We start from the raw sequence: 23874 nt of genomic DNA, 5'->3' as shown, positions 1-23874 counted from the left end.
GAATAACATAGCACATTTTTCAGAAAGGGGCAATTCATCAAGACAAAACAATAACGCGTTAGTATTACAGGGCAAAAATAGAGTTGGTTTCGTGGCAGTTTTGTGCATTAATAACGATATATTCGTACTTTAAAGTGTTGAAGCGAAAGAAAAGTTGTGATATACTGTATCCATATTTGTACCGCGTTGTTTTGCGGAAAGAATGAATATGGAGGGTGAAAAATGGAAAGAAGAATTAACGGACATACAAGACTTTACGCATTGATCGGTTCGCCGGTAGGTCATTCAGGCTCTCCGGCAATGTACAATTACAGCTTTGAAAAGCTTGGGATCGATGCGGCATATCTTGCGTTTGATATACCGCTTGAGAAGACGAAAGACGCGATTGAAGCGTTTCGCACGTTGAATGTGGGCGGATTCAATATAACGATGCCGAATAAAACTGCGACTGCCCGTCTTGTAGACAGACTGTCTCCGGCAGCGGAGCTTGTCGGAGCATGTAATACAGTTGTTGTGGAAGAAGATGGGACAATGACAGGACATATTACGGACGGAATCGGATTTATCCGTAATCTTAAGGAGCATGGAGTTGATATAAAGGGAAAGAAGCTCGTTCTTCTTGGCACAGGCGGCGCGGCGACGGCCATTGCAGTACAGGCGGCGCTTGACGGAGCGGCAGAGATTGCGATTTTTAACCGAAAAGATGAATTTTATGCAAACGGTGAACGGACGGTGGAAAAGATCAAAAAGACAGTGCCGTCGATGAAAAAAATATATATCGAAGATATTGATGATGAAAGAAAATTAGGAGACGCCATTGCCGGAAGCGATCTTTTGATCAATGCGACCCGAGCCGGAATGAGTCCCTTAGAAAACGTACTTCCTGTTCCGGTCGAATTCCTTCATAAAGAGTTGGCTGTTGCGGATGTCGTATATAATCCGAGAGAGACATTGCTTATAAAAAAAGCAAAAGAACTGGGCTGTAAAGCCGCAGTCGGAGGAATCGGTATGCTGCTTTGGCAGGGAGCTGCGGCGTTTGAACTGTTTACAGGAAAAGAAATGCCGGCACAGGAAGTGATGGAACTTTTCTTTTCCTGAAAAAGTTCTGTAACAGCTCTTACAGATTGCTGAGTTGTTATAAAAGGTTTCTTTAACGCATAAACGTATTGATTACATGGAGTACGCCGTCTTCGTCATTTGAACGGGTGATGAAGTCGGCGGTTTCTTTTATGATCGGCTGTGCGTTTTCCATGGCAACACCAAGTCCTGCATATTCGATCATGGACAGATCGTTGAATCCGTCGCCGCAGCAGATCATTTCGTTTGCAGTCAGTCCGATGCTGTTTAACAGCTTTTGGAGAGACTGTGCTTTGTCGATATTTTTCGGCATGATCTCTAAGAAAAACGGTTCGGACAGATAGATGTTCAAAAGTCCGTGATATTGTTTTCGGAGAGGTTCGATCATCGTTTCAAGTATTTTCGGATCACCGCAGATCAGAAGTTTATTTACCGGAAAATCAAGGGTGTTTGGAAAGTCGTCTGTAGGTACGATTTCCATACTATTTATGCCGGATTCGATTTCTACATATTTATTCGGGCAGATTCCTGAGAAAATATGGGTGTCATCGTAAGAGATGATATCCAGTCCCGGAAATGTTTTTGCGTATTCCCAAACAGGACGGATGATTTCTTTCGGGATCGTTTTGTTGTAAATGATCTCGCCGGTGGAGCATTTTGTAATACGCGCGCCGTTAAAAGAGAGCATATATCCGCCGAAAGTATCCATCTGAAGTTCTTTCGCCAGCGGTGCGACGCCGTTGATCGGTCTTCCGCTTGCAAGCACGACGGTGCGTCCGTCTTTTTGAATCTCAAGAAGCGCCTGCTTTGTCGGCGCAGTAATTTCTTTTTTTGAATTGGTCAAAGTGCCGTCCAGATCAAGGACGAGAACCTGATATTTCATAATCCTTCTCCTATGTTTTATCAAAATAAATTATTATTTTTGCAGAAGTTCAACGATTTCCGGAAACTCCATTCCGTGGGAAGCTTTTACAAGTATAGTGTCGCCTTCTTTTAAAAGGTCTTTCGCTTCGCGAAGAAAATCAGCTTTTGTGTCAAAATAACAGATCTGAGTCGTAAAAGGTTCGGAAGATGACAGGGATTTTTCGGTATGCGTTTCGCCTGTGTGTTCTTTCATGTATTCCAGCGCTCCCTCTGCCGCCGACTTCATTAAACTGCCGATACAGATCAGAACATCAATCCCTTTTTGGACGGCGTGGATACCGACTTCGCGATGCATCTGTTTTTCGTTTTCCCCGAGCTCAAACATATCTCCGAGGATTGCGGTTTTGCGCGTGTCTGCAAAGGCAAGGACATCGAGAGAAGCCTTCATAGAAGCAGGGTTTGCATTATAACAATCGTCAATGATCGTAAAGTGAGGTGCACGGATCAGATTGTTGCGTCCTGCGATCGGAACATTTGCTTCGATTCCTGCGCGGATCTCGCTGTCCGTCATGCCGAGTGCGTATCCGACCGCGGCTGCTGCGAGCGCGTTATATACCATATGAGCGCCCGGGATGTTGATATGTGCCGTAAAAGAAGATTTTGGTGTGAAAAACTGTGCGTCAGTTCCGTTTAAGCCTTTGCCGGAAACATTTCCTGCGTGGAAGCTGCAGCGATCGTCAAGTCCGAAGTATACAGGGGTAATTCCGTTTTCAGGAACATATCCGCGCAGTTTGTCATCGTCTCCGTTTAAGATGATCGTTCCGTTTTCATTCATATACGCGAACATCTCTGTCTTTGCTTTTAGAATCCCGTCTCTAGATCCTAAATTTTCCATATGGGCAACGCCGATATTAGTGAGGACGCAGATGTCCGGGCGCGCGACTTTTGCAAGGCGTGTCATTTCACCGAAGCCGCTGATTCCCATTTCAAGAACTGCAATCTCATGTTCTTCACGGAGATTAAAAACAGTAAGAGGAAGTCCGATTTCGTTATTAAAGTTACCTTCTGTTTTCAGAACCGAATATTTTTGCGAGAGGACAGATGCGATCATCTCTTTTGTACTTGTTTTTCCGACACTTCCCGAAATGCCTACGACTTTGATATCAAGGGAACGGCGGTAATGTTCGGCAATGTCTTTTAAAGCCTGTTCGCATGACGCCACTTTAATATAGGAGTAGGGAACATCTCCGAGATCTTCCTCGGAAACAGCGCAGAGCGCTCCTTGTTCCATTACTTTAGGGATAAATGTATGTCCGTCAACGCGAGCTCCTCTAATCGCGATAAACAGACTGTCTTTTTCTGCTTTCCGGCTGTCGATGACGACGCTTTCTACTTCGCGGGAAAGAGATTCAGAACTGCCGTAGTATGTACCGCCGCAGGCTGCGGCGATCTCCTGTAATGACATATGTTTCATAAGATAGCTCCTGCCTTTCTTAACAACATCTTTCTGATGATTTATTGAAACAGAGTGTTTTTCTAAAAGTTACAACACGATGTTTCGGATCAAATATTAATAACGCGCTTCTAATGATTTTTTGATGATCAGTTCGCACAGATCGCCGTATTCGATCCCTGCCGCTTTCGCTTCTTTCGGAAGCAGACTGGCAGCGGTCATGCCCGGAAGTGTGTTCATTTCCAAACAGTAAAGATTTCCTTTTTCATCGAGAAGAAAATCAGCGCGGCTGTATACGTTGAGTTTCAATGCGCGAAATGCTTTTACAGTAAGCTCCATCATCCGTGAAGCTGTTTCATTAGGAATATCCGCAGGGCATACTTCTAAAGTCGCGTCAGCCTGATATTTATTTGCGTAGTCGAAAAAGCCTGTTTTCGGGATGATCTCTATCGGAGGAAGAGCCTCGTTGTCGATTACGCCGCATGCAAATTCACGGCCTTTGATATATTCTTCCACAACGACTTCATCTTCATAGAAAAAGGATTTTTCCAAAGCTTCTGCGTATTCTTCTTCTGTGCTGACAATGTATACTCCGATGCTGGAACCGCCGGAACATGGTTTTACAACGACAGGAAGAGAAAGACCTGTTGAAGCAAGAGAGCGGTCTTTTGCTGTCTTGTGAAGTGTAACGCCTGCCGGGGTGTCGATGCCTGCCTGAAGAAAGACTTGTTTTGTCAATCCTTTGTCCATAGCAACGGCGCATCCGAGAGAATCAGGACCTGTGTAGCGGATGCCGAGCAGATCAAAGGTAGCCTGAAGCTTTCCGTTTTCTCCTTCGCCGCCGTGAAGTCCGAGAAATGTAATATCTGCCAGACGGCATAATTCGATGACGTTTGGTCCTAAGAAACAGTCGGACTGGTCAGGGCGGGATGCTTTTACAGCAGCAAGGTCAGGTTCTGTGGCGCTGATGTTTTTTGCAATCTCAAGACCGTGTCCCGGAAGGGTAAATACATCTTCCAGACGCTCGGGAGCGTGTTCCAGTCCTAAGAATACGTCGAGAAGAAATGCGTCATGCCCTTTTTCGATTAATGTGCGGCAGATGCCGGCAGCGGAAGCAAGAGAAACGTCTCTTTCGGTGCTTAGTCCTCCGGCGAGTACGATGATTTTCATAATTGTTTATACTCCTTTAATTCCAGATATTCGATTTGTTTCATTATAGTACGGAACATTCATATTAAGTATTGATCTGAGATAAATATGTTCCTATCGGTTTACGTTATTCAACAGTTCGGTTTTTGTATCGTAAAGCTTCTGTGAAAGGTCTACATATACTTTATGCGGGTTGAAGAGTCGTTTGGTTTCATCCCACAGCGTGTTCTTCTCTTGTGCGCAGAAAGCGGCGATCTCTTTTACAGAAGGGGAAGTGTATTTGCATTCCCCGCGGATAAAGATCGGTTTCAAAATTTCTTTCATTGTATATGTGCCGCCTTCAAGCCGTGTTTTTTTCCATGTGGAATTCGGATCGAAAAGAAGCAGATCTTCGGACGTATCGTAAGTTTCGTCCGCGAAACAGATCAGATCGGCGCGGATCTTTCCTGTTTCTTTCTCATAAATGCGGTAGATTGTTTTGTTTCCAGGATTTGTGATCTTTTCGATATTTTCGGAAATCTTGATCTTCGGAACAAATGCTCCGTCTTTGTTCTGGATGGCGGCAAGCTTGTAAACGCCTCCGAACGACGGGCAGTCTTTCGATGTGATCAGATTCGTGCCGACACCCCAGGAAGTGATAGCCGCTCCCTGAATTTTCAGGTCGTTGATCAAAAATTCATCCAGATCATTAGACGCGGCGATAACTGCGTCAGGGAATCCGGCTTCATCAAGCATTTTCCGTGCCTTTTTGGAAAGGTAGGCAAGGTCGCCGGAATCAAGACGGATACCGTAACTTTTCGGGTGAATTCCTGCATCTTTCATTTCCTGAAATACGCGGATCGCATTCGGAACGCCTGACTTCAATGTATCGTATGTATCTACGAGAAGTGTGCAGGCGTCAGGATACAGTCTGGCGTATTCTTTAAACGCTGTATATTCGTCCGGGAAGCTCATGATCCAGCTGTGGGCATGTGTCCCGAGAACCGGAACGTCAAACATTTTTCCCGCAAGGACATTGGACGTTCCGACACATCCTCCGATCATGGCGGCTCTTGCGCCATAAAGTCCTGCGTCAGGTCCTTGCGCGCGGCGCAGTCCGAACTCCATCACGCCGTTTCCCTGTGCCGCATGGACGACGCGGGAAGCTTTTGTTGCGATCAGAGACTGGTGATTGATGATGTTTAAGATCGCGGTTTCCACCAACTGCGCTTCCATGATCGGGGCGATCACTTTCACAAGCGGTTCCCGCGGAAAGATGACGCTGCCTTCGGGAATGGCGTAAATATCGCCGCTGAAGTGAAATCCGCTTAAATAGTGCAGGAAGTCTTCGCTGAACAGTCCGAGTCCCCGCAGATAATCTACGTCTTCATAAGAAAAATTCAAGTTTTTAATATATTCGATCACCTGCTCTAAACCGGCCATGACAGAGTATCCGCCTTTGTTTGGGTTTTCGCGGAAAAATACGTCGAAAATGACCGTTTCGTTTGCCTGTGATTCAAAATATCCCTGCATCATTGTCAGTTCGTAAAGATCTGTCAGCAGGGTGAGATTTTGTGCACTCATGGTTATTCCCTCTTTTCATTGCCATGCATAAGACGAAACGATACAGCTTCGTCTGTATGTAAATTTGCAAAGGAAGCGAAAGCGGTTTCCTGCCGCGGCTTCCGTCTGCCAACGCTCATTATATCACAAGAAAAGATAGGTGTATAGGGTTTGATAGGGTTTGCCGGACTGAATCAGTCAGTCCGGCAAGGATTGTTTTTAAAAAGTTTTTAAAATTAGATTTGTAAGAATTTTGTCAGAAAATAAGTCTGGTTAGTGAATATAGAAGGCGCTTATTGTTCGCTGTATTAAAAACGGAAATCTCTTCGGTTATCCTGTTCGATCAGTTTCAGGTTTTCTAAAACGACAGCGCGCGCTTTTTCATTCGGAACATTGAGAACCTCTCTGTCGATCAGCTTATCGCCGATCGCTTTTGTTTCAGGAGAAGCGTAATCCATCAAATATTCCTTCAGTGTCATGAGAGCGTTCGGATGACAGCAGTTTTGGATCTGCCCGCTTTTACAAAGAGACATGAAACGGTCGCCGGTTCTTCCTTCGCGGTAACATGCGGTGCAGAAGCTTGGGATGTAATCCATTTCCATAAGCCAGCGGACAACTTCGTCGAGCGTGCGGGTGTCGCTGACGTCAAACTGCTCGGATTTGGCATCTTCCGGCTCCGGTTCGCAGTAGCCGCCGACGCTTGTCCGTGATCCGCCGCTGATCTGGGAGATTCCAAGATGCAGGACACGCTCTCTTGTTTTTTGGTTTTCGCGGGTGGAGATGATCATTCCTGTATATGGAACGGCGATTCGGATGCAGGCAACGATTTTGGCAAAAGTATCATCGTCGATTCCGTTGTCAAACTGATCGGGATCGATGTCATCGGCATGTTTCAGACGAGGAACGCTGATCGTGTGCGGCCCGACTCCGAACGCCGCTTCCAGATGCTCGGCATGCATGAGAAGCCCGGCAAATTCATAGCGGTATTTGTCCAGTCCGAAGAGAACACCCAGACCGACGTCGTCTATGCCGCCTTCCATGGCGCGATCCATCGCTTCGGTGTGATAGTTGTAGTCGTGTTTTGGTCCGGTCGGATGCAGTTCAAGATAGCTTTCTTTATGGTATGTTTCCTGAAACAAGATGTACGTTCCGATGCCGGCTTCTTTGAGCAGGCGGTAATTATCGACTGTCGTAGCCGCAATATTAATATTGACGCGGCGGATCGCGCCGTTTTTATGTTTGATGCTGTAAATTGTTTTGATGGATTCTAAGTAATAGTCCATTGTATTGCGGACAGGATCTTCTCCTGCTTCTAAAGCGAGCCGTTTATGTCCCATGTCCTGAAGTGCGATGACTTCTTTTCGGATCTCTTCCTGAGAGAGCTGCTTCCTCATAATATGTTTGTTTTTTGCATGGTACGGGCAGTAAGTACAGCCGTTGACGCAATAATTTGACAGATAGAGAGGAGCAAACATTACGATTCTGTTTCCGTAGAAATCTTTTTTGATCTGCTCTGCAAGCTTATAGATCTCCTTGTTTTTTTCTTCGTCCGAACAGGCGAGAAGAACCGATGCTTCCCGATGTGTCAGCCCTTTTCGCTTTTTTGCTTTTTCAATGATCGCGTCGATCAGTTCCATGTTATCTTTATTCTCGTCCGCATAGGCGAGCGTTTCGAGAATTTCTTCATGGTTGATAAAATCATCTGCATGTTTTGAATTTACATCGTACATAATTCAGTCTCCTTTATTGTTTATTTTGTCAGATTTTTCATCTTGTAATATATTTTAGGTTAACGCGTTTTTATACGTTCAGAGAATCTCCTCTGGAAACTTGGATCTCATATCCGATCTTCTGCATTCTCTGCGTTAAAGAACGAAGGCTTTCGGCGGCTTCGTCACCGGTGCAGAGCTTATTGTCGTAAAGCAGATATTTTTCTCTTACCTGCGGCGGAGAAAGGTTCGGCATGATCACGTTTGCTCCGGCAAGGATTCCTTTTTCACGTCCGTCGGAATCAACTGTGCCAAGAGCAGTTGTGGCGGGGAGAAGGACTTTCGGCAGAAGCAGACGGATCAGTCCGAGCAGAAACAGCGTCAAGTCGGCGCTTCCAGCTTTTTGGTCTGCAAATGGGGTATCATGATGAGGGATGAAAGGGCCGATCCCGACCATTTGCGGATTGAGTTCTTTTAAAAACAGCATATCGTCCGCCAGATTTTCAAAAGTCTGATAAGGCGATCCGACCATAAATCCGGTGCCGACCTGATAGCCGATCTCTTTCAGATCCCAAAGACATTGTTTCCTTTGGGCGGCGCTTAAGCCGGATGGATGAAGCTTTCTGTAATGCGTGTCATCATATGTTTCGTGCCTGAGAAGGAATCGGTTCGCTCCGGCATCATAAAGCTGTCTATAGCTTTCATAAGAACGTTCTCCGACTGAGAGTGTAATCGCGCAGTCATTCCACCGCATTCGTATAGAAGAAACAAGATCGGTCAGCCGATCGTCTGTGAAAGAGCCGTCTTCGCCTCCCTGCAGAACGAACGTCCGAAAGCCGAGAGAATATCCCAGTTCACAGCAGGAGAGGATCTGTTCTTTTGTCAGGCGGTAACGCTCGGCATTTTTGTTACTTTTTCGGATTCCGCAGTAGAAGCAGTCGTTTTTACAATAATTTGTAAATTCGATCAGTCCGCGAATGTATACGTCGCGCCCGTAATGACGGATGCGGACTTTCTGCGCCCGTTCAAATAAATAATCTGCATCGTCAGCTGTTCTGTCCCGGATGAGGCAGATCCATTCGTCTCTGGAAAGAGCATGGGTTTCATCCAACTTGTCGATCAGTTGTTTTGTATCGTTTTTTTTGGTCATAGTCATGTCCTCTTACAAATAAGTTACGTTGCTTTGCCGTAGATCGTCTTCGTGCTGACGCCGGGAAGCATTCCGAGTTTGCCGGAAAGGGCGCTGATAATATTGTTCGGGGCGTCTATGGCGATACTGATGATGTGAATTCCTTTTTCTTTGTACGGCAGTCCCATTCTTCCGATTACATATTCCCCGTAGTCGCTTAAAAGATGATTTAGTTCATCGACGGATTCGCGGGTTTCGAGAATGACGCCGATAAGGGCGATTCGAGTGTCCATAGTTTGTCTCCTTATTGAAAATGTTTGTGTTAAAACATACGGTGTAAATATGCGGATATACGCAGAATCATCGGAAGTGCCAAAAGGTACATTCCGGGATTGCAAGCGATCGTCAAGGTTTCGGGCAATCCCGGACTTTGACTCGTCACTATTGCAAAAAAACGCGCCTGAAAAAGGCGCGCGGATATGCAAAGAAAGAGGGAACTGCCCTCTGATATTCCGTATATGCGCCTTTTTGCTCAGGGGTGTAATTCCTTTGCAGTCAGAACGTATGTCTTGTGTTTGAGTATAGCATAAAGATGGAAAAATGACACGAAAAATTTGGAGATTCCCATATTTTTTTTATATATTATGTATAAGGTGTTTGTGCGTTTTTAGTGCGGTTTCTATAATATGATTTTTGCGTTTTCTGTGATATTATAAAGTTAAAAAGTGTGTTAAGGAACGGATTAAGGAGAAAATATTGAAAAAAGTCCGACTGTTTTTAACATTAACACTTATTATTGTGTTAGCTGTTCCAACTGTGGTTCGAGCAGAAGATTATCAAAAGATCGAACGAGGAGGATAAAATGGATCTTTTTATTGTGAATTCAGCTATTTTTTTTATTGGTTTTGGGATAGTGTCATATATTTTGTTTTGTGTAATTTCAAAAGCTGTGAAAAAAGGAATGCTGGAGGCTTTAGAAGAGTGGAGAAACCGTCAATGAACATCAAGAAAAGCATGACTGGAGAAGAGGATTTTAGTGCAAAAACAAGGTTGGCATTTTGAAAATGTCAACCTTGTTTTTGTTTCGACAGAAATAAATGAATAATGACTATTTATTGTGATATAGTCACTGTCAAAAAGTTTTTATTGGTTTAATATAAAACTAGAGTATAATAGAAAAGGGTTCGTAAATTCATTTCTATGATTGAAGCATATATTTTCAGAAATTGAGGAGGCGGTAATATGGCAGAGATCAGAAAACGGATCGTTTTTCACGGGCGTGTTCAAGGCGTCGGATTTCGTTATACGGCAAAATATCTCGCGCAGTCTTTGGAATTGACAGGCTGGGTTCGCAACGACTGGGATCAAACTGTGACAATGGAAGTTCAGGGAAGAGAAGCGCTGATCAATAAACTGCTTGTCGGCTTGAATCAAGGGCGTTTCATCGATATTCAATGGATGGATACGGAAGAAATTCCATTAGAGGAAGAGCGGGAATTTACAGTGAAGTATTGAAAAAATGAGTGAAACGAAACATCGAGAAAATATGACAAAATGAAGAAAATCTCGAATAAAACATACGGGTAAATAAAAACAAGGAAAAGGAGAAAAATAATGAAATTAGGGTTTATCGGAACAGGAAATATGGCAGGAGCGATTATGGGAGGTATTATCCGAAACGAGATCTTTCAGCCGGAAGAGATCATTGGCGCAGACATCTCAAAGGAAGGCAGAGAAAGAGTCCGTGCAGCATACGGAATTAACGTGACAGAGGATAATAAGAAGGCGGCGTCAGAATCAGAAGTTCTCGTTCTCTCTGTGAAGCCGCAGTATTATGCGGAGACGATCAAGGAGATCAAGGACTGTATAAGCGAAGAGCAGCTGATTATTACGATCGCTCCGGGCAAGACACTTAAGTGGCTGGAAGAACAGTTTGGAAAAAATGTTAAGATCGTTCGCGCAATGCCGAATACGCCGGCGCTTGTCGGAGAAGGGATGACAGCCGCATGTGCAAATGATGCGGTGACAGAAGAAGAAAAAGAATATGCGTTGAAGATCTTGCGCTCTTTCGGAAAAGTAGAGATTGTGGCGGAAAATATGATCGATGCGGTTGTTGCCGTAAGCGGAAGCGCTCCGGCATATGTATTTCTGTTTATTGAAGCGATGGCAGACGCCGCTGTGTCGGAAGGAATGCCGAGAAAGCAGGCGTATGAGTTTGCTGCGCAGGCAGTGTACGGAAGTGCAAAAATGGTGCTCGATACAGGCAAACATCCGGGAGAATTAAAAGATATGGTATGTTCTCCGGCAGGAACAACGATCGAGGCTGTCCGCGTGCTGGAAGAAAGAGGTCTTAGAAGCGCGGTGATCGAAGCGATGAAAGTATGCGCTGATAAATCGAGAAATATGTAATAACATGCCGCAATATTTTAGTTTTGGAAGTATACAGCAGATAAAAAAAGCAAAACCGATCTTTGCTCAATAAAAGAAGCGAACAGGTGATTTAGTGAAATAAAAAAGGAGATGAAAACTATGTATGATATCGGAATCATCGGCGGAGGGACCGCCGGAATGACAGCGGCAATCTACGGTCAGAGAGCCGGAAAAAGAACAGTTATTATAGAAGGAGGAACATTTGGAGGGCAGATCACTTCTTCCCCGAACGTGGAAAATTATCCGGGGATCGCAAGTGTGAGCGGAAGTGAATTTTCTATGAATCTGCTTGATCAGGCGATGAAACTTGGCGCAGAGACACAGATGGCGCAGGTGACGGGAATCCGTGATGAAGGAGAAGTAAAAGTGATCGTCACACCGGAAAAAGAATATCCGTGCAAGAGTATTATTTTGGCGACAGGAGTAACGCACAGACATCTCGGAGCACCGAATGAAGAACGGCTGACAGGGGCGGGTGTTTCCTACTGTGCGACTTGCGATGGAATGTTTTTCAGAGGGAAAGAGGTCGCTGTAGTCGGCGGCGGGAATACGGCGTTTCAGGATGCAGAATTTCTTTCCAATTATTGCAGTAAAGTATATTTAATCCATAGAAGGGATGAATTCCGAGGTGAAAACAGCGGAGTGAAACGTCTGGAAGAAAAGGAAAACGTAGAGTTTATCCTCAGTACGACGGTGAAAGAGATCGTAGGGGAGTCTATGGTGGAAAAACTGATCTTGAATGATAAAAAGACAGGAGAAGATTTTGAACTTCGTGTGGATGGCGTGTTTGTTGCGGTTGGTCAGATTCCGAAAAATGAACTGTTTGAGGATGTGGTGACATTAGACGACAGCGGCTTTATCCTTGCGTCAGAAGACTGTCAGACGTCTCATTCGGGAATATTTGCAGCCGGAGACTGCCGTACAAAAGAAGTAAGACAGCTTACAACGGCTGCGGCAGACGGCGCGGTAGCGGCGCTTGCGGCATGTAAATATATAGCAGATCAGAGTTTATAATGCGTAAAATAAAAAGAAAGCAGTTCTGCTCGACAGATCAAAGAGTCTGTGCGAAAGCGGCGCTGCTTTCTTTTTTTGTTTTGTTAAAATTTAAAAATATAATTCTGCATTTTTCTGAATCGTCTCTTTGATGATTGATTCTACATGATTTCCGATATGGCGCTTTGTTTCCTTGTCAAGCTGATCCGGGTAGATCGGTTTTCCATATTCGATCACAACATGAGTTTTTCGGATCTTCGGAAAATGATTTTCGAAAATTTCTGCTGTATTATTCATACAGACCGGAATGATCGGGCAGCCTGTTTTTGTAGCGATCTTAAAAGCCCCGTCTTTAAAAGGAAGGAGAGAAAGCTCTTCTCCTGTATTGCGTGTTCCTTCAGGAAAGATACAGATTGAGATGCCCCGCTTAATATAATCAATGGCAGTCAGGATCGTTTTCAGCCCTTGTTTCGGATCAGAGCGGTCAAGGAACAGACAGTACAGACGTCGCATCCATGTTGTCAGTGTCAGATATTTTTCCATTTCCTTTTTCGCCACATATCCGGTGAGCCGTTTGCAGCGGCTGTATGTCAGGAGAATGTCAAAGTAGCTTCGGTGATTTCCAACAAAAAGAACGGCTTCGTCAGGAATGTTTTCTTCGCCGATGACCGTGGTTTTTACTCCCGTTATTTTCAAAATAACTTTGAATCCCCATTGTACGATGCGCAAAGAGCTTATATCACGGGCATTTGGCGCAAATTTCCCGATGATCCACTCAACGATGAGGATCGGAATTGTAAGGATAAGAAATAATATAAGAAAAATTACAATACAGATAAAACGAAACATAAAAAAACCTCATTTTCTTCTTAATTTTGCAATACAACGGTAATTATACAGCGGTGCCTTAGAAAACACAAGAGTTATAAAAGGAACATTATGTTTCCGGGAGAAGGGGGAACGTATTCGTCTTAAAGCTTAAAAATAAGCAGGAGAGTAAGGAATAAGATCAGCATAAAACGCATATGTTTGTATGGAAAAATGCAGAGGTTCAGCTGGGATGGATCAAGGAGATGCTAAGAAGGAAAGAAAATGGAAGATGCAGGCAGCAGAGCTTCGGAGAAAGGCGATGAGACGGATCGTGCCTGTCATGGCAGCCCTTGTCGTGATGTTGGCCGGCTGCGTTTCATCACAGGAGAAGACAGCGAAGCTACAGGATATGAAATTCGAAGTGATCGAGAAAGAGGATATTCCTCCGACACTGGAGAAAATGCTTGGGGAAGAGAAGGAACAACCGTTTCAGATTACTTATGCCGACCAGGGGAAGCTTTATATTGCACAAGGCTATGGAATGCAGCCTACGACAGGATACAGCGTGGAAGTGAATGAACTTTGCGAGACAGAGACGGCTGTCTGCATCAAGACAACTTTGATCGGTCCGAAAAAAGGAGAACAGAAAAAAGAAATCGCCACATATCCATATGTGGTCGTACAAACAGAATATGTTGAAAAAGAGGTTTTGTTTGATTGAGGAGGAGTTTTATGGAGTTGACGAAAAAAACAGTTCATTACACAGAGGAAGGAAAAACCGTTTTTGACCGGTTTTATTTGGACGAAGATTATAATGTGCCGGAGCAAAAAGAAGACGTTCAGCGTGTCGTATACAGCAGCGCACAGCTTAGGACAGAAGATGTACGTCCGGTAGAAAACTATGTGAAAGTAACGGGAAAAGCATATTTCAAGATCCTTTATATGACGCAGGGAGAAGTGAAACTTTCGGTTTTAGAAGGGAAGATCCCGTTTGAAGAAATGATTTATGCAGAAAATGACGGCGGAGAAACCTTTTTCATCCGAAATGAAAGGACAGAGTTTTCCGTATCGGTTGTCCATTCGAGAAAATTAACTCTACGGGTAACGGCAGAGCTTGAGCTTGGAAGGGAGCGGATGCGGGATGAAGAACTGACGACAGATGTAGAAAGTGATTTTCCGGTATACAAAAAATGGCAGAAGATGAGTTTATCAGAATTGAAAATTTCAAAAAAAGATACATACCGTATAAAAGAAGAAATTGTGCTGCCGGGAACGAAAGAAAGCATAGGGCAGATTTTATTTTTTGATGTGAGCGGAAGAAAAGCCGAAATCCGACCGGGACAGGATGAACTCTTTCTGCGGGGTGAGGCGGAAGTGTTCTGTATGTATTTGTCACCGGAAGAAAAGGTGGAATGGATCGGGCAGAGTGTGCCTTATGAAGGCAGGATTTTATGTGAAGGTATGGAAGAAGATATGATCTGTCAGATCCGTCAGAATCTGGAAGATCCGATTGTTGATATCCGTCAGGATGAGGACGGGGAAATGAGGGTACTCGGGATCGAGGCGACACTTTCCTTGAAAATGAACGTTTATTCCGAGACAGAAACAGACATATTAAAAGATATGTATTCGCTTGACAGAGAGTGCGTGCTTGACAGAAAAGAAGGCGTCTATGAAGAATTGCTCATGCATAATCAGGCGAAATGCAAGATTGCGGAGCGGCTGACTCTTCCGGAGTTAAAAGAAGATGTGCTGCAGATCATCCACAGCGAGGGCAGTATTCAGGCAGAAGGAGAAAGATACACAGAAGAAGGGATACAGATTGAAGGAATTCTTCACGTTTCTTTTCTTTATCTAAGAGCGGATGACGAGCAGCCTTACGGAAGCTGGACAGGGATGATTCCGTTTTCTTATCTTGTGGAATATCCGAATCTTCCGGAAAATGTCAGTGCGAGTCCATCCTATCGTGTGGAGCAGCTTGCGGTGACTTTGGCAGGGAGTGAAGCGGTTGAGGTGAAGGCGGTGTTGACATTTGATATTTTTCTGAAGAAAATGATTTCGGCAGGGATGATCACAACAGTTTCGGATCGTCCGTTTGATGTGGATGCCTCGGCAAAACGTCCGGGAATTGTCGGGCATATCGTGCAGGAAGGCGAGGATCTGTGGAGTCTGGCGAAGAAATATATGACAACAGTTTCCGGGATTATGGAAGTCAATTCCATGGAAAGTGAAAATGTGAAAGCAGGGGATAAATTATTGATTTTTAAAGAGAATATGAGTATACTGTAAGCATAATGTATACAAGATACAAATAGATGCACCGCTGTAAAAAAATAGAGGGAAATAGAAGACGGAACGTGAGAGTCGGAGAGAAAACAGAGTGGGAGGACGGAAGATGAATGGGATTGAATTGAAATCACTGGCAAAGATCAATCTTGGATTGGATGTGCTTGGAAGAAGAGAAAACGGATATCATGACGTAAGGATGGTAATGCAGTCAATCTACCTTCATGATGATGTAAAGATTGAGAAAAAGAGGAAGGAAGGGATCGAGATTATGTCGAATCTGAGATTCCTTCCGACCGGAGACGGAAATATTGCATATAAAGCCGCGAAGATGCTGATGGAAGAGTTTTCTCTGGAAGGAGGCGTAAGAATTACGTTGGAGAAACATATTCCGGTTGCTGCCGGACTGGCAGGCGGCAGTTCTAATGCGGCTGCAGTTCTCTTTGGCATGAATCGGCTGTTTCGGCTTGGGTTATCAAGAGAAGAACTGATGGCAAGAGGCGTACGGCTCGGGGCAGACGTACCTTACTGTATTATGAGGGGGACGGTTCTCGCAGAGGGGATCGGTGAGGAACTAAGAGAACTTCCGCCGATGCCAAGATGTACGGTTCTGATTGCAAAGCCTCCGATCAGCGTTTCTACAAAAGCGGTATATGAAGCGCTGGATGCGAAAGAGATTACGGAACATCCTGATATTGACGGGATTATGGAAGGGCTGGAAAAAGGAGATCTGAAAAAGATCGCCTCCTGCATGGGAAATGTTTTGGAAGATGTGACAATCCCAATGCATCCGGTCATTGAAGAGATCAAGCAGGAAATGAAGGCGTGCAAAGCGTTGAATGCAATGATGAGCGGAAGCGGTCCGACTGTGTTCGGACTGTTTGAAAACAGAACTGCGGCGAAGGAAGCCCAAAGACGTATCAGAGAAAAGTCACTGGCGGGACAAGTGTATGTGACGAGTATCCATGGAGTAAGGAGGAGATAAGATGCCGATAGATTTTGAAGTGACGATGAATGAATATCTTCCGTTAAGAGACGTTGTATTCAACACGCTTAGAAGGGCAATTTTAAGAGGAGAACTAAAGCCGGGAGAGCGGCTGATGGAGATTCAGCTTGCAAACAAACTGGGGGTGAGCAGAACGCCCATCCGCGAAGCGATCCGAAAATTGGAATTAGAAGGTCTTGTGCTTATGATCCCGCGTAAAGGTGCGGAAGTGGCGGAGATTACAGAAAAAAATCTGCGCGATGTGTTGGAAGTGCGATGTGCGTTGGAAGAACTTGCCGTACAGCTTGCATGTGACCGTATTAAGAAAGAGGAAATACAAGAACTGCATACAGCGGCTGCCCGTTTTGAGGAGATGCTTGACAGTGATGACATCACAAGAATCGCTCAGGCGGACGAAGCGTTTCATGATGTGATTTTTCAGGCGACGGATAATGAAAGACTGATCCAGCTTCTGAATAATCTCCGTGAGCAGATGTATCGATATCGGATCGAATATTTGAAGAAGAAAGAATGTTATCCCCAACTGATCGCAGAACATGAGGCGATCATGCAGGCAATCGAAGGGCATGATAAGGGAATGGCAACAAATATTACAGGGCAGCATATCAATAATCAGGTAGATACTGTAGTGGGAACGCTGCGCAGCAAAGAAGAATAGAAAAGCAAAGAAGAGAAGAAACAGAAAAGCCGAGAAGCTGAAAAAATTGAGAAGCCGGAAAAAATCACTTGAATTTATAAAAGAATTGTTTATGATGTATAAAAGGAAATGAAATGTCCATACTCTTTGTACGTGATCAGAAAAGAATCAGACGGAGGGAATACATATGGACAGAATAAAACGCAAAAAACAGTTCGGCAGGCAAGAGGCATACGAAGGGGGCGAAGGCGGGATTGCTCAGAGGCAGATCCGTTGGCAGAGACGATTCTGTGCGGCAGCGGCAGTTTTATTTGCATTGGCTGTGGCAGTTGCTCTGACAGCAGTAGTTTACAGGATGGATGCGAAGGCGCAGAGTTTATTGCAGCGTCGTCTGTCCGAAGAGGTGCTTCGATTTCACGTTCTGGCAAACGGCGACAGCGAGGAAGATCAGGCATTAAAATTGAAAGTGCGCGATCGGGTATTGGAATTTTTGGAAGTCAGCCTTCCTGATGAGAAGGAGATGACGGAAGAAGAAACAGTGATGTGGATTCGAGAGCATATTGACGAAATTGAGGGCGTAAGCCGGCAGTGTGTCGCTGAGGAATCTTATGATTATCCTGTTAGTGCGGCAGTGACAACTTGTTGGTTTCCGGATAAAACATACGGGGATGTGACATTTCCGGCAGGTAATTATGAGGCGCTTCGGATCGAGATCGGTTCGGCAAAAGGACAGAATTGGTGGTGTGTTCTTTATCCGGGTCTTTGCTTTCTTGATACGACCAATGCGGTTCTTCCTGATGAAGGGAAAGAGAAATTGAAGCATGTTTTGACAGAAGAGGAGTATTCAGAAATTACGGCGGGGACAGATTTTAAGATAAGCTGGTATTTTTGGAAAGAGAAGTAAAATGACACAATTTTTAATCAAACATTTTATCAAAGATTATGAGGACGTAGAGAAGATATCTGTGAGAACGGCATACGGAGTGCTGGCGAGTATCGTAGGTATCTTCTGCAATGTCTTTTTATTTGCAGTAAAGTTTACAGTCGGACTGATCGCACACAGTGTGTCGGTCATGGCAGATGCATTTAACAACTTATCCGATGCGGGTTCATCGATCATCAGTTTTATTGGTGTGAAAATGGCGGAGAAACCGGCGGACAGAGATCATCCGTTTGGACATGGACGGATTGAATACATAGCGGCGCTTGTTGTATCATTTATCATTTTAGAAGTGGGATTTACATTTTTAAAAGATTCGATCGGGAAAATACAGTCGCCTGAAAAACTGAATTTCCAAATGATTTCCGTGATCATATTGATCTTATCGATCGGAGTAAAGTTATGGCTGGGACTGTTTAATAAACGGCTCGGTGAGCGGATCAATTCGAAAGTGATGATGGCGGTATTTGCAGATTCTATGGGGGATGTTATCACAACCGGAGCGACGATCCTTTCTTTGATTGTATTTAGGATCACAGGCTGGAATATTGACGGCGTAGTCGGAATCGGAGTTGCACTTGTCGTAATGTGGGCAGGCGTCGGAATTGCGAAAGATACGTTAGAACCACTGATCGGCGAGGCGATCGATCCTCAGGTGTACGATCAGATAAAGGCATTTGTGGAAAAATATGACGGAATTGAAGGAACACATGATCTGATCGTTCATAATTATGGTCCGGGCAGGAGCATGGCGTCGATTCATGCAGAGGTTCCGAACGATGTAGATATTGAGCGGTCGCATGAGATCATTGACCGGATTGAAAGAGATGCAAAACAGACGCTTGGACTCTTCCTCGTAATTCACATGGATCCGGTAGAAATGAAAGATGAAAAAGTACTTCAAATACGAAGAGTGGCGGAACAGATATTGAAGGAACTTGATCCGGCATGCAGTTTGCACGATTTTCGAATTGTTCATGGAACAAGGCAGATCAATCTTGTGTTTGATATGGTGATTCCGATCGATTATGATGAGGATAGAAGAAATGAACTTCCGTTGTTGATGATGGAACGCCTGAAACAGGTGGACCATAGATACGAATGTGTGATTACCGTTGATTATGAATTTGTGGCGAAGGCGGAAGTGTAAGTAAAAACGGGAATAAGAGAAAGATCGAAAGAAAAAATAAAAGAAAGTTCAAAAGGCAGAAAGAATAAAAGAGTAATAAAGAAGAGTAAAAAGAAGGATAAAAGGAAGAACAAAAGGAAGAAGGAACGGGAAATGGAAAGAACACATCAATATGAGTTCGAAAGTAAGGTAAGATATAGTGAGATCGACCATAGAGGTACGATGACACTTCCGGCGCTTATTAATTATTTTCAAGATTGCAGTACGTTTCAGTCCGAGGAAATCGGATATGGGATGGAAGTGTTAAAAAACGAGAAAAAAGCGTGGATACTTGCATATTGGCAAGTGATCGTAGAAAGATATCCAAAATTATGCGAAAAGATTACGGTAGGAACATTTGCGTCAGGCTTTAAAGGGATGTTCGGTAATCGTAATTTTTATATGAAAGATGGAAACGGCAGACAGATCGCGTGTGCCAATTCGATATGGGTTTATATGGATGTTGAAAAAGGACGACCGGTTCGTGTTTCGGATGAACAGGCGCGGGCTTACGGATCGGAGGAGCCGTTGGAGATGCCTTATGAGGATCGGAAGATTGAAGAGCCGAAACAGTATGAAGAAAAGCCGTCTTTCCCTGTGAGAAAGTATCATATCGACACAAACGAGCATGTAAATAATTGCCAATATGTTCAGATGGCGTTAGAAACACTTCCGCGCGATATGAGTGTCAGACAGGTAAGGGTTGATTATAAACGGTCGGCTGTGCTTGGGGATATGATTTTCCCGAAAACAGCGCAGGAAAAAGACCGCGTGCTTGTCCGTCTTTGTGATAAGAACGAAAAGCCTTACGCGGTCGTGGAATTTAAAATATCATAGATAGTTTATCTGTGTTTACGGTTCAATTATCCAGTCCTGCCAAAATATCTTCCAAAACTTCTTCCACGGAATCTGTGACGTATTCGGCGTGTCCGGCAATGCCGGGAGCTGCGTTTGACATGGCGTATCCGATGCCGGCTGTTTCAAGCATTTCTACATCATTGTACTGATCGCCGAAAGCAACGCATTCTTCCGGTTTTACGTCGAAAAGATTCATCAGATTGCGAAGCGCGCTGCCTTTGTTGCAGCCGGGAACGATGAAGTCGATCCAAATGTTTCCGGAAGTGACAACTTTGATCTCGGATGAAAACTTTTCCTGAAGTTTCTTCAGGCAATCGGTTGTGTTGCGGGAAGTCATGTTTGCAAATGCAATCTTCAGAAAAGGGCCTTTGACAGTTAAGATATCATCGACGACTTCGGTCGTATTGTGCATGACATTTACAATATGGTTTACGAACTTGGGATTATTGTTTTCGATCAGACATGTGTCTTCACGTGATATGACGATTTCGAATCCCGGTTCTTTTTTTAATTCCCGGAGGATGCGGTAAGCCAGATCATCTTCGATCAGTCCGCGGGAGATTACTTTTCCCTGATGAATGCAAAGAGAGCCGTTTTCTGCAATATAGGAGATCTGGTCTTTGATTTCGTGAAACAGAAGCCGCTCGTTCGCATACTGACGCCCGCTTGCAACGGCAAAATGAACGCCTTTTTGCGTCAGTTTCCGTATCAGTTCGATTGCCCGGGGAGTCAGTTCCTGCGCTTCGTTTTGAAGCAGAGTGCCGTCTAAGTCGCTTGCGATTAATTTGATCATAGTCATACCTCCACAAAGTTTCTGCAAATACATCAGTCAGTATTTGCGCACTACATCGGATTATAGCGTAAAAATTTTTGGCAGTAAATAAAAAATAAAAGAAAGCAGAGGGAAAGAAGCAGATGAAAAAAGAAAAGATATGGATTTTTGCAGGAACGACGGAGGGCAGGCTTCTCACCCGATTTGCGGCGCAAAGGAAGATGAAGGGCTATGTCAGTACCGCGACAGAATACGGAAAAACCGTTTTGGGAGAGACAGGGGAACTGCAGGTAATTCCAAAACGGATGGATAAGGAGCAGATGCGCACATTTATCAGAGAAAATCATGTAGGACTTGCAATAGACGCGACGCATCCGTTTGCAAGGCAGGTTACAGAAAATATCCGCACCGCCTGTAAAGAAGAACAGATCGGATATGTTCGCTGTCTTCGGGAAGATGAAAGAGAAGCGGTATTTCCTGACGAACAAGAGATAAACGTACAAGGTACAGAGACCTTTTCCTCTGTGAAAGAAGCGGTGGAATATTTAAAACATACAGACGGCAATATATTTATCTCCACAGGAAGCAAGGAACTTTCTTTCTATACACAGATCAAAGATTACGGGGAACGGTGTTATGCGAGAGTTCTTTCCACACAGGAAGCAGTTGCACAAGCGGTTCGTTTGGGCTTTGAAGGAAAACATCTGATTGCAATGCAGGGTCCGTATTCGGAAGAAATGAATTTAGCGGCGCTTCAGCATGTAAACGCAGCATACTTCGTGACGAAAGAATCCGGCGGTGCGGGAGGGTTTGAAGAAAAGGAAAAAGCGGCAAAAAAAGCGGGAGCAAAGCTTCTTGTAATTGCGCGCCCGAAGGAGTCGGGAAAAAGTATTCAAGAGACAGAAAAAGTTATGGAAGAATTCCTTGCAAAGAAAAATCTTCTATGATATACTACGAATGTTGCAAAAAAACACGCATGCGGTTATCTCCGTCGGTGCCTAAGCCGGAAAATCCGGACGGTTTCGGAGGAAAACAAAACATGCGGAAGTAAAAAACCAGTTGGAGGAAAGAAACATGGGCGTTATTTCAATGAAACAGCTTTTAGAAGCAGGTGTTCATTTCGGACATCAGACAAGAAGATGGAACCCGAAAATGGCTCCGTACATCTACACAGAGAGAAATGGTATTTATATCATCGACCTTCAGAAATCTGTAGGAATGGTTGACGATGCATACAAAGCCGTTTCTGACATCGCGGCAGAAGGCGGCACAATCCTTTTCGTAGGAACAAAGAAACAGGCTCAGGATGCAATCAAGACAGAGGCTGAGCGCTGCGGAATGTATTATGTAAATGAGAGATGGCTGGGCGGTATGCTCACAAACTTCAAGACGATCCAGAGCCGTATCAAACGTCTCAAAGAGATCGAGACAATGTCAGAAGACGGAACATTCGATGTACTTCCGAAGAAAGAAGTTATCGAGCTGAAAAAAGAGTGGGCAAAACTTGAGAAGAATCTCGGCGGAATCAAAGATATGAAGGGACTGCCGGATGCAATCTTCATCGTAGATCCGAAAAAAGAAAGAATCTGCGTACAGGAAGCACATACACTCGGAATTCCGTTGATCGGTATCTGTGATACAAACTGCGATCCGGAAGAGCTGGATTATGTAATCCCGGGTAACGATGATGCTATCAGAGCTGTTAAGCTGATCGTTTCTAAGATGGCTGACGCTGTGATCGAAGCAAATCAGGGAGCAACAGACGAAGAATACTACGAAGCAGAGACAGCAGAAGAAGCTGAAGAGGCTGTTGAAGAGTAAGAAAACGAAAGCTTCAGCCTGGAAATAGGTTGAAGCTTTTTGCTTCATTCAGGCAAAAAATAATATTGAAAAGATAATGGAGGAAATTATCATGGCAATCACAGCAGGAATGGTAAAAGAATTAAGAGAAATGACCGGAGCAGGAATGATGGACTGCAAGAAAGCTCTCTCTGAAACAAACGGAGATATGGATGCTGCAGTAGAATTCCTCAGAAAGAACGGACAGGCAAAAGCTGAGAAAAAAGCTGGAAGAATCGCAGCAGAAGGTATTGTTAAAACAGTTGTAAAAGATAACAAAGCAGCAATCGTAGAAGTAAACTCTGAGACAGACTTCGTTGCAAAGAACGATGAGTTCCAGGGATTTGTTGAAGCAGTTGTAAATCAGATCGTTGATTCTGAAGCAGCAGATATGGATGCATTCATGGCAGAAGCTTGGGCAGCAGACACAACAAAGACTGTAAAAGATGCACTTGTAGAGAAAATCGCAGTAATCGGAGAAAATCTTAACATCAGAAGATTTGAGAAAGTTGCTGCTGACAACGGATGCGTTGTATCTTACATTCACGGCGGCGGACGTATCGGAGTTCTCGTAGTTGCTGATACAGACGTTGTAAACGATGACATCAAAGCTTGCCTTAAGAACGTAGCAATGCAGGTTGCAGCGATGTCTCCGAAATATGTATCCCGTGACGAAGTTTCTCAGGAATATATGGAGCATGAGAAAGAGATCCTTCTTGCTCAGGCTAAGAAAGAGAACCCGGAGAAACCGGAAAACATCATTGAGAAGATGATTATCGGACGTCTTAATAAAGAGATGAAAGAAATCTGCCTTCTTGATCAGGTATACGTTCAGGACAGCGATCTTACAGTTGCAAAATATGTTGATAAAGTAGCAAAAGAAAACAATGCTAACGTAACAGTTAAGAAATTCGTTCGCTTCGAGACTGGAGAAGGACTCGAGAAAAAAGTTGACGATTTCGCAGCAGAAGTAGCAGCACAGGCAGGAATGTAAGCGTTTAGCACAAGCGCGACATATACAAAAAAAGGATTCGATATGAGTTTACTCATATCGAATCCTTTTTTTGTATATACCGGGCGACGCACGGTAGTGAGATGAAGCGAAGCGAAATCGAACTAAGCGCTTGTGCGGATGAATGGGAAGGACAACGCGCGGCAGTGAGATGAAGCGAAGCGAAATCGAACTAAGCGCTTGTGCGGATGAATGGGAAG

Annotated in this window: 24 protein-coding genes; 15 read left to right on the top strand and 9 right to left on the bottom strand. The window is 44.3% G+C overall.

The features are described from left to right. Positions 1 to 222 precede the first annotated feature (222 nt). Positions 223 to 1098: a shikimate dehydrogenase gene (gene aroE / locus RCH61_RS03880; protein ID WP_306479925.1), complete on the top strand. Its 876-nt coding sequence runs from the start codon at positions 223 to 225 to the stop codon at positions 1096 to 1098. A 52-nt stretch (positions 1099 to 1150) separates the two neighbouring features. Here the strand turns inward: aroE and RCH61_RS03875 are convergent, their stop codons facing one another. The 7 genes from RCH61_RS03875 to RCH61_RS03845 all read right to left on the bottom strand — a co-directional run bounded on the left by RCH61_RS03875 (position 1151) and on the right by RCH61_RS03845 (position 9216). Then, entirely contained in the window at positions 1151 to 1960 is an 810-nt protein-coding gene (locus RCH61_RS03875; RefSeq protein ID WP_306479924.1) for a Cof-type HAD-IIB family hydrolase, read from the bottom strand. Positions 1961 to 1993: 33 nt separating this feature from the next. Further along, positions 1994 to 3415: a UDP-N-acetylmuramoyl-tripeptide--D-alanyl-D-alanine ligase gene (locus RCH61_RS03870; protein ID WP_306479923.1), complete on the bottom strand. Its 1422-nt coding sequence runs from the start codon at positions 3413 to 3415 to the stop codon at positions 1994 to 1996. 96 nt (positions 3416 to 3511) lie between these two features. Beyond that, positions 3512 to 4564, bottom strand: a complete 1053-nt coding sequence (locus tag RCH61_RS03865; RefSeq protein WP_306479922.1) for a D-alanine--D-alanine ligase family protein — start codon at positions 4562 to 4564, stop codon at positions 3512 to 3514. Between the two features lie 93 nt (positions 4565 to 4657). Beyond that, positions 4658 to 6106 carry a nicotinate phosphoribosyltransferase gene (locus RCH61_RS03860; RefSeq protein ID WP_178006643.1) on the bottom strand — a complete coding sequence of 483 codons (1449 nt, stop codon included), beginning with the start codon at positions 6104 to 6106 and terminating at the stop codon, positions 4658 to 4660. 287 nt (positions 6107 to 6393) lie between these two features. Beyond that, positions 6394 to 7815, bottom strand: coding sequence for a [FeFe] hydrogenase H-cluster radical SAM maturase HydG (gene hydG / locus RCH61_RS03855; RefSeq protein ID WP_178006644.1), 1422 nt, complete (start codon positions 7813 to 7815; stop codon positions 6394 to 6396). 70 nt (positions 7816 to 7885) lie between these two features. Then, positions 7886 to 8944 carry a [FeFe] hydrogenase H-cluster radical SAM maturase HydE gene (hydE, locus tag RCH61_RS03850; protein ID WP_178006645.1) on the bottom strand — a complete coding sequence of 353 codons (1059 nt, stop codon included), beginning with the start codon at positions 8942 to 8944 and terminating at the stop codon, positions 7886 to 7888. A 23-nt stretch (positions 8945 to 8967) separates the two neighbouring features. Then, on the bottom strand, positions 8968 to 9216 hold the full coding sequence (locus tag RCH61_RS03845) for a TM1266 family iron-only hydrogenase system putative regulator (RefSeq protein ID WP_178006646.1): 249 nt from the start codon (positions 9214 to 9216) through the stop codon (positions 8968 to 8970). Positions 9217 to 9785: 569 nt separating this feature from the next. Between RCH61_RS03845 and RCH61_RS03840 the strand changes: the two genes are divergently transcribed. From RCH61_RS03840 to trxB, 4 genes are all read left to right on the top strand, one after another. Next, entirely contained in the window at positions 9786 to 9923 is a 138-nt protein-coding gene (locus RCH61_RS03840; protein ID WP_178006647.1) for a hypothetical protein, read from the top strand. Between the two features lie 242 nt (positions 9924 to 10165). Continuing rightward, complete coding sequence (locus tag RCH61_RS03835; protein ID WP_004847771.1) at positions 10166 to 10438, top strand: acylphosphatase; 273 nt, start codon at positions 10166 to 10168, stop codon at positions 10436 to 10438. Between the two features lie 99 nt (positions 10439 to 10537). Next, entirely contained in the window at positions 10538 to 11332 is a 795-nt protein-coding gene (proC, locus tag RCH61_RS03830) for a pyrroline-5-carboxylate reductase (protein WP_306479921.1), read from the top strand. 120 nt (positions 11333 to 11452) lie between these two features. Beyond that, complete coding sequence (gene trxB / locus RCH61_RS03825; RefSeq protein ID WP_306479920.1) at positions 11453 to 12367, top strand: thioredoxin-disulfide reductase; 915 nt, start codon at positions 11453 to 11455, stop codon at positions 12365 to 12367. A gap of 90 nt (positions 12368 to 12457) precedes the next feature. Here trxB and RCH61_RS03820 read toward each other — a convergent pair whose 3' ends face one another. Continuing rightward, positions 12458 to 13195 (bottom strand): lysophospholipid acyltransferase family protein, encoded by a 738-nt coding sequence (locus RCH61_RS03820; protein WP_178006651.1) that lies wholly within the window; start codon positions 13193 to 13195, stop codon positions 12458 to 12460. A gap of 211 nt (positions 13196 to 13406) precedes the next feature. Between RCH61_RS03820 and RCH61_RS03815 the strand changes: the two genes are divergently transcribed. From RCH61_RS03815 to RCH61_RS03785, 7 genes are all read left to right on the top strand, one after another. Then, on the top strand, positions 13407 to 13877 hold the full coding sequence (locus tag RCH61_RS03815) for a protease complex subunit PrcB family protein (RefSeq protein ID WP_306479919.1): 471 nt from the start codon (positions 13407 to 13409) through the stop codon (positions 13875 to 13877). A gap of 11 nt (positions 13878 to 13888) precedes the next feature. Beyond that, positions 13889 to 15445, top strand: coding sequence for a DUF3794 and LysM peptidoglycan-binding domain-containing protein (locus RCH61_RS03810; RefSeq protein WP_306479918.1), 1557 nt, complete (start codon positions 13889 to 13891; stop codon positions 15443 to 15445). Between the two features lie 106 nt (positions 15446 to 15551). Continuing rightward, the gene (ispE, locus tag RCH61_RS03805) at positions 15552 to 16427 is read left to right on the top strand and encodes a 4-(cytidine 5'-diphospho)-2-C-methyl-D-erythritol kinase (protein ID WP_306479917.1); all 876 of its coding nucleotides are present in this window, start codon (positions 15552 to 15554) and stop codon (positions 16425 to 16427) included. 1 nt (position 16428) lies between these two features. Then, positions 16429 to 17106, top strand: a complete 678-nt coding sequence (locus RCH61_RS03800; protein WP_178006407.1) for a GntR family transcriptional regulator — start codon at positions 16429 to 16431, stop codon at positions 17104 to 17106. 166 nt (positions 17107 to 17272) lie between these two features. Then, entirely contained in the window at positions 17273 to 17989 is a 717-nt protein-coding gene (gene spoIIR / locus RCH61_RS03795) for a stage II sporulation protein R (protein WP_306479916.1), read from the top strand. A 1-nt stretch (position 17990) separates the two neighbouring features. Continuing rightward, complete coding sequence (locus RCH61_RS03790) at positions 17991 to 19175, top strand: cation diffusion facilitator family transporter (RefSeq protein WP_178006405.1); 1185 nt, start codon at positions 17991 to 17993, stop codon at positions 19173 to 19175. A 132-nt stretch (positions 19176 to 19307) separates the two neighbouring features. Continuing rightward, positions 19308 to 20030 (top strand): acyl-[acyl-carrier-protein] thioesterase, encoded by a 723-nt coding sequence (locus RCH61_RS03785; protein WP_306479915.1) that lies wholly within the window; start codon positions 19308 to 19310, stop codon positions 20028 to 20030. A gap of 22 nt (positions 20031 to 20052) precedes the next feature. Here the strand turns inward: RCH61_RS03785 and RCH61_RS03780 are convergent, their stop codons facing one another. Beyond that, positions 20053 to 20844 carry an HAD family hydrolase gene (locus tag RCH61_RS03780; protein ID WP_306479914.1) on the bottom strand — a complete coding sequence of 264 codons (792 nt, stop codon included), beginning with the start codon at positions 20842 to 20844 and terminating at the stop codon, positions 20053 to 20055. 122 nt (positions 20845 to 20966) lie between these two features. Here RCH61_RS03780 and cobK point away from each other — a divergent pair, with 122 nt between their 5' ends. From cobK to tsf, 3 genes are all read left to right on the top strand, one after another. After that, positions 20967 to 21770, top strand: a complete 804-nt coding sequence (cobK, locus tag RCH61_RS03775; protein ID WP_178006402.1) for a precorrin-6A reductase — start codon at positions 20967 to 20969, stop codon at positions 21768 to 21770. Between the two features lie 127 nt (positions 21771 to 21897). Continuing rightward, positions 21898 to 22644, top strand: a complete 747-nt coding sequence (gene rpsB, locus RCH61_RS03770) for a 30S ribosomal protein S2 (RefSeq protein WP_178006401.1) — start codon at positions 21898 to 21900, stop codon at positions 22642 to 22644. Between the two features lie 91 nt (positions 22645 to 22735). After that, positions 22736 to 23656, top strand: coding sequence for a translation elongation factor Ts (gene tsf, locus RCH61_RS03765; protein WP_178006400.1), 921 nt, complete (start codon positions 22736 to 22738; stop codon positions 23654 to 23656). Positions 23657 to 23874 lie beyond the last annotated feature (218 nt).

Origin of the sequence: Mediterraneibacter sp. (assembly GCF_030825015.1) — a bacterium.
Taxonomy (GTDB): Bacteria; Bacillota; Clostridia; order Lachnospirales; family Lachnospiraceae; genus Mediterraneibacter.
The sequence above is the reverse complement of the archived record's forward strand: the minus strand, read 5'-3'. Positions and strand labels throughout refer to the sequence as shown.

Excerpts from the sequence above, each read along its gene's own strand:
- aroE (WP_306479925.1), top strand. The coding sequence starts at position 223 with ATGGAAAGAAGAATTAACGGACATACAAGACTTTACGCATTGATCGGT.
- RCH61_RS03875 (WP_306479924.1), bottom strand. The coding sequence starts at position 1,960 with ATGAAATATCAGGTTCTCGTCCTTGATCTGGACGGCACTTTGACCAAT.
- RCH61_RS03870 (WP_306479923.1), bottom strand. The coding sequence starts at position 3,415 with ATGAAACATATGTCATTACAGGAGATCGCCGCAGCCTGCGGCGGTACA.
- RCH61_RS03865 (WP_306479922.1), bottom strand. The coding sequence starts at position 4,564 with ATGAAAATCATCGTACTCGCCGGAGGACTAAGCACCGAAAGAGACGTT.
- RCH61_RS03860 (WP_178006643.1), bottom strand. The coding sequence starts at position 6,106 with ATGAGTGCACAAAATCTCACCCTGCTGACAGATCTTTACGAACTGACA.
- hydG (WP_178006644.1), bottom strand. The coding sequence starts at position 7,815 with ATGTACGATGTAAATTCAAAACATGCAGATGATTTTATCAACCATGAA.
- hydE (WP_178006645.1), bottom strand. The coding sequence starts at position 8,944 with ATGACCAAAAAAAACGATACAAAACAACTGATCGACAAGTTGGATGAA.
- RCH61_RS03845 (WP_178006646.1), bottom strand. The coding sequence starts at position 9,216 with ATGGACACTCGAATCGCCCTTATCGGCGTCATTCTCGAAACCCGCGAA.
- RCH61_RS03840 (WP_178006647.1), top strand. The coding sequence starts at position 9,786 with ATGGATCTTTTTATTGTGAATTCAGCTATTTTTTTTATTGGTTTTGGG.
- RCH61_RS03835 (WP_004847771.1), top strand. The coding sequence starts at position 10,166 with ATGGCAGAGATCAGAAAACGGATCGTTTTTCACGGGCGTGTTCAAGGC.
- proC (WP_306479921.1), top strand. The coding sequence starts at position 10,538 with ATGAAATTAGGGTTTATCGGAACAGGAAATATGGCAGGAGCGATTATG.
- trxB (WP_306479920.1), top strand. The coding sequence starts at position 11,453 with ATGTATGATATCGGAATCATCGGCGGAGGGACCGCCGGAATGACAGCG.
- RCH61_RS03820 (WP_178006651.1), bottom strand. The coding sequence starts at position 13,195 with ATGTTTCGTTTTATCTGTATTGTAATTTTTCTTATATTATTTCTTATC.
- RCH61_RS03815 (WP_306479919.1), top strand. The coding sequence starts at position 13,407 with ATGGATCAAGGAGATGCTAAGAAGGAAAGAAAATGGAAGATGCAGGCA.
- RCH61_RS03810 (WP_306479918.1), top strand. The coding sequence starts at position 13,889 with ATGGAGTTGACGAAAAAAACAGTTCATTACACAGAGGAAGGAAAAACC.
- ispE (WP_306479917.1), top strand. The coding sequence starts at position 15,552 with ATGAATGGGATTGAATTGAAATCACTGGCAAAGATCAATCTTGGATTG.
- RCH61_RS03800 (WP_178006407.1), top strand. The coding sequence starts at position 16,429 with ATGCCGATAGATTTTGAAGTGACGATGAATGAATATCTTCCGTTAAGA.
- spoIIR (WP_306479916.1), top strand. The coding sequence starts at position 17,273 with ATGGACAGAATAAAACGCAAAAAACAGTTCGGCAGGCAAGAGGCATAC.
- RCH61_RS03790 (WP_178006405.1), top strand. The coding sequence starts at position 17,991 with ATGACACAATTTTTAATCAAACATTTTATCAAAGATTATGAGGACGTA.
- RCH61_RS03785 (WP_306479915.1), top strand. The coding sequence starts at position 19,308 with ATGGAAAGAACACATCAATATGAGTTCGAAAGTAAGGTAAGATATAGT.
- RCH61_RS03780 (WP_306479914.1), bottom strand. The coding sequence starts at position 20,844 with ATGATCAAATTAATCGCAAGCGACTTAGACGGCACTCTGCTTCAAAAC.
- cobK (WP_178006402.1), top strand. The coding sequence starts at position 20,967 with ATGAAAAAAGAAAAGATATGGATTTTTGCAGGAACGACGGAGGGCAGG.
- rpsB (WP_178006401.1), top strand. The coding sequence starts at position 21,898 with ATGGGCGTTATTTCAATGAAACAGCTTTTAGAAGCAGGTGTTCATTTC.
- tsf (WP_178006400.1), top strand. The coding sequence starts at position 22,736 with ATGGCAATCACAGCAGGAATGGTAAAAGAATTAAGAGAAATGACCGGA.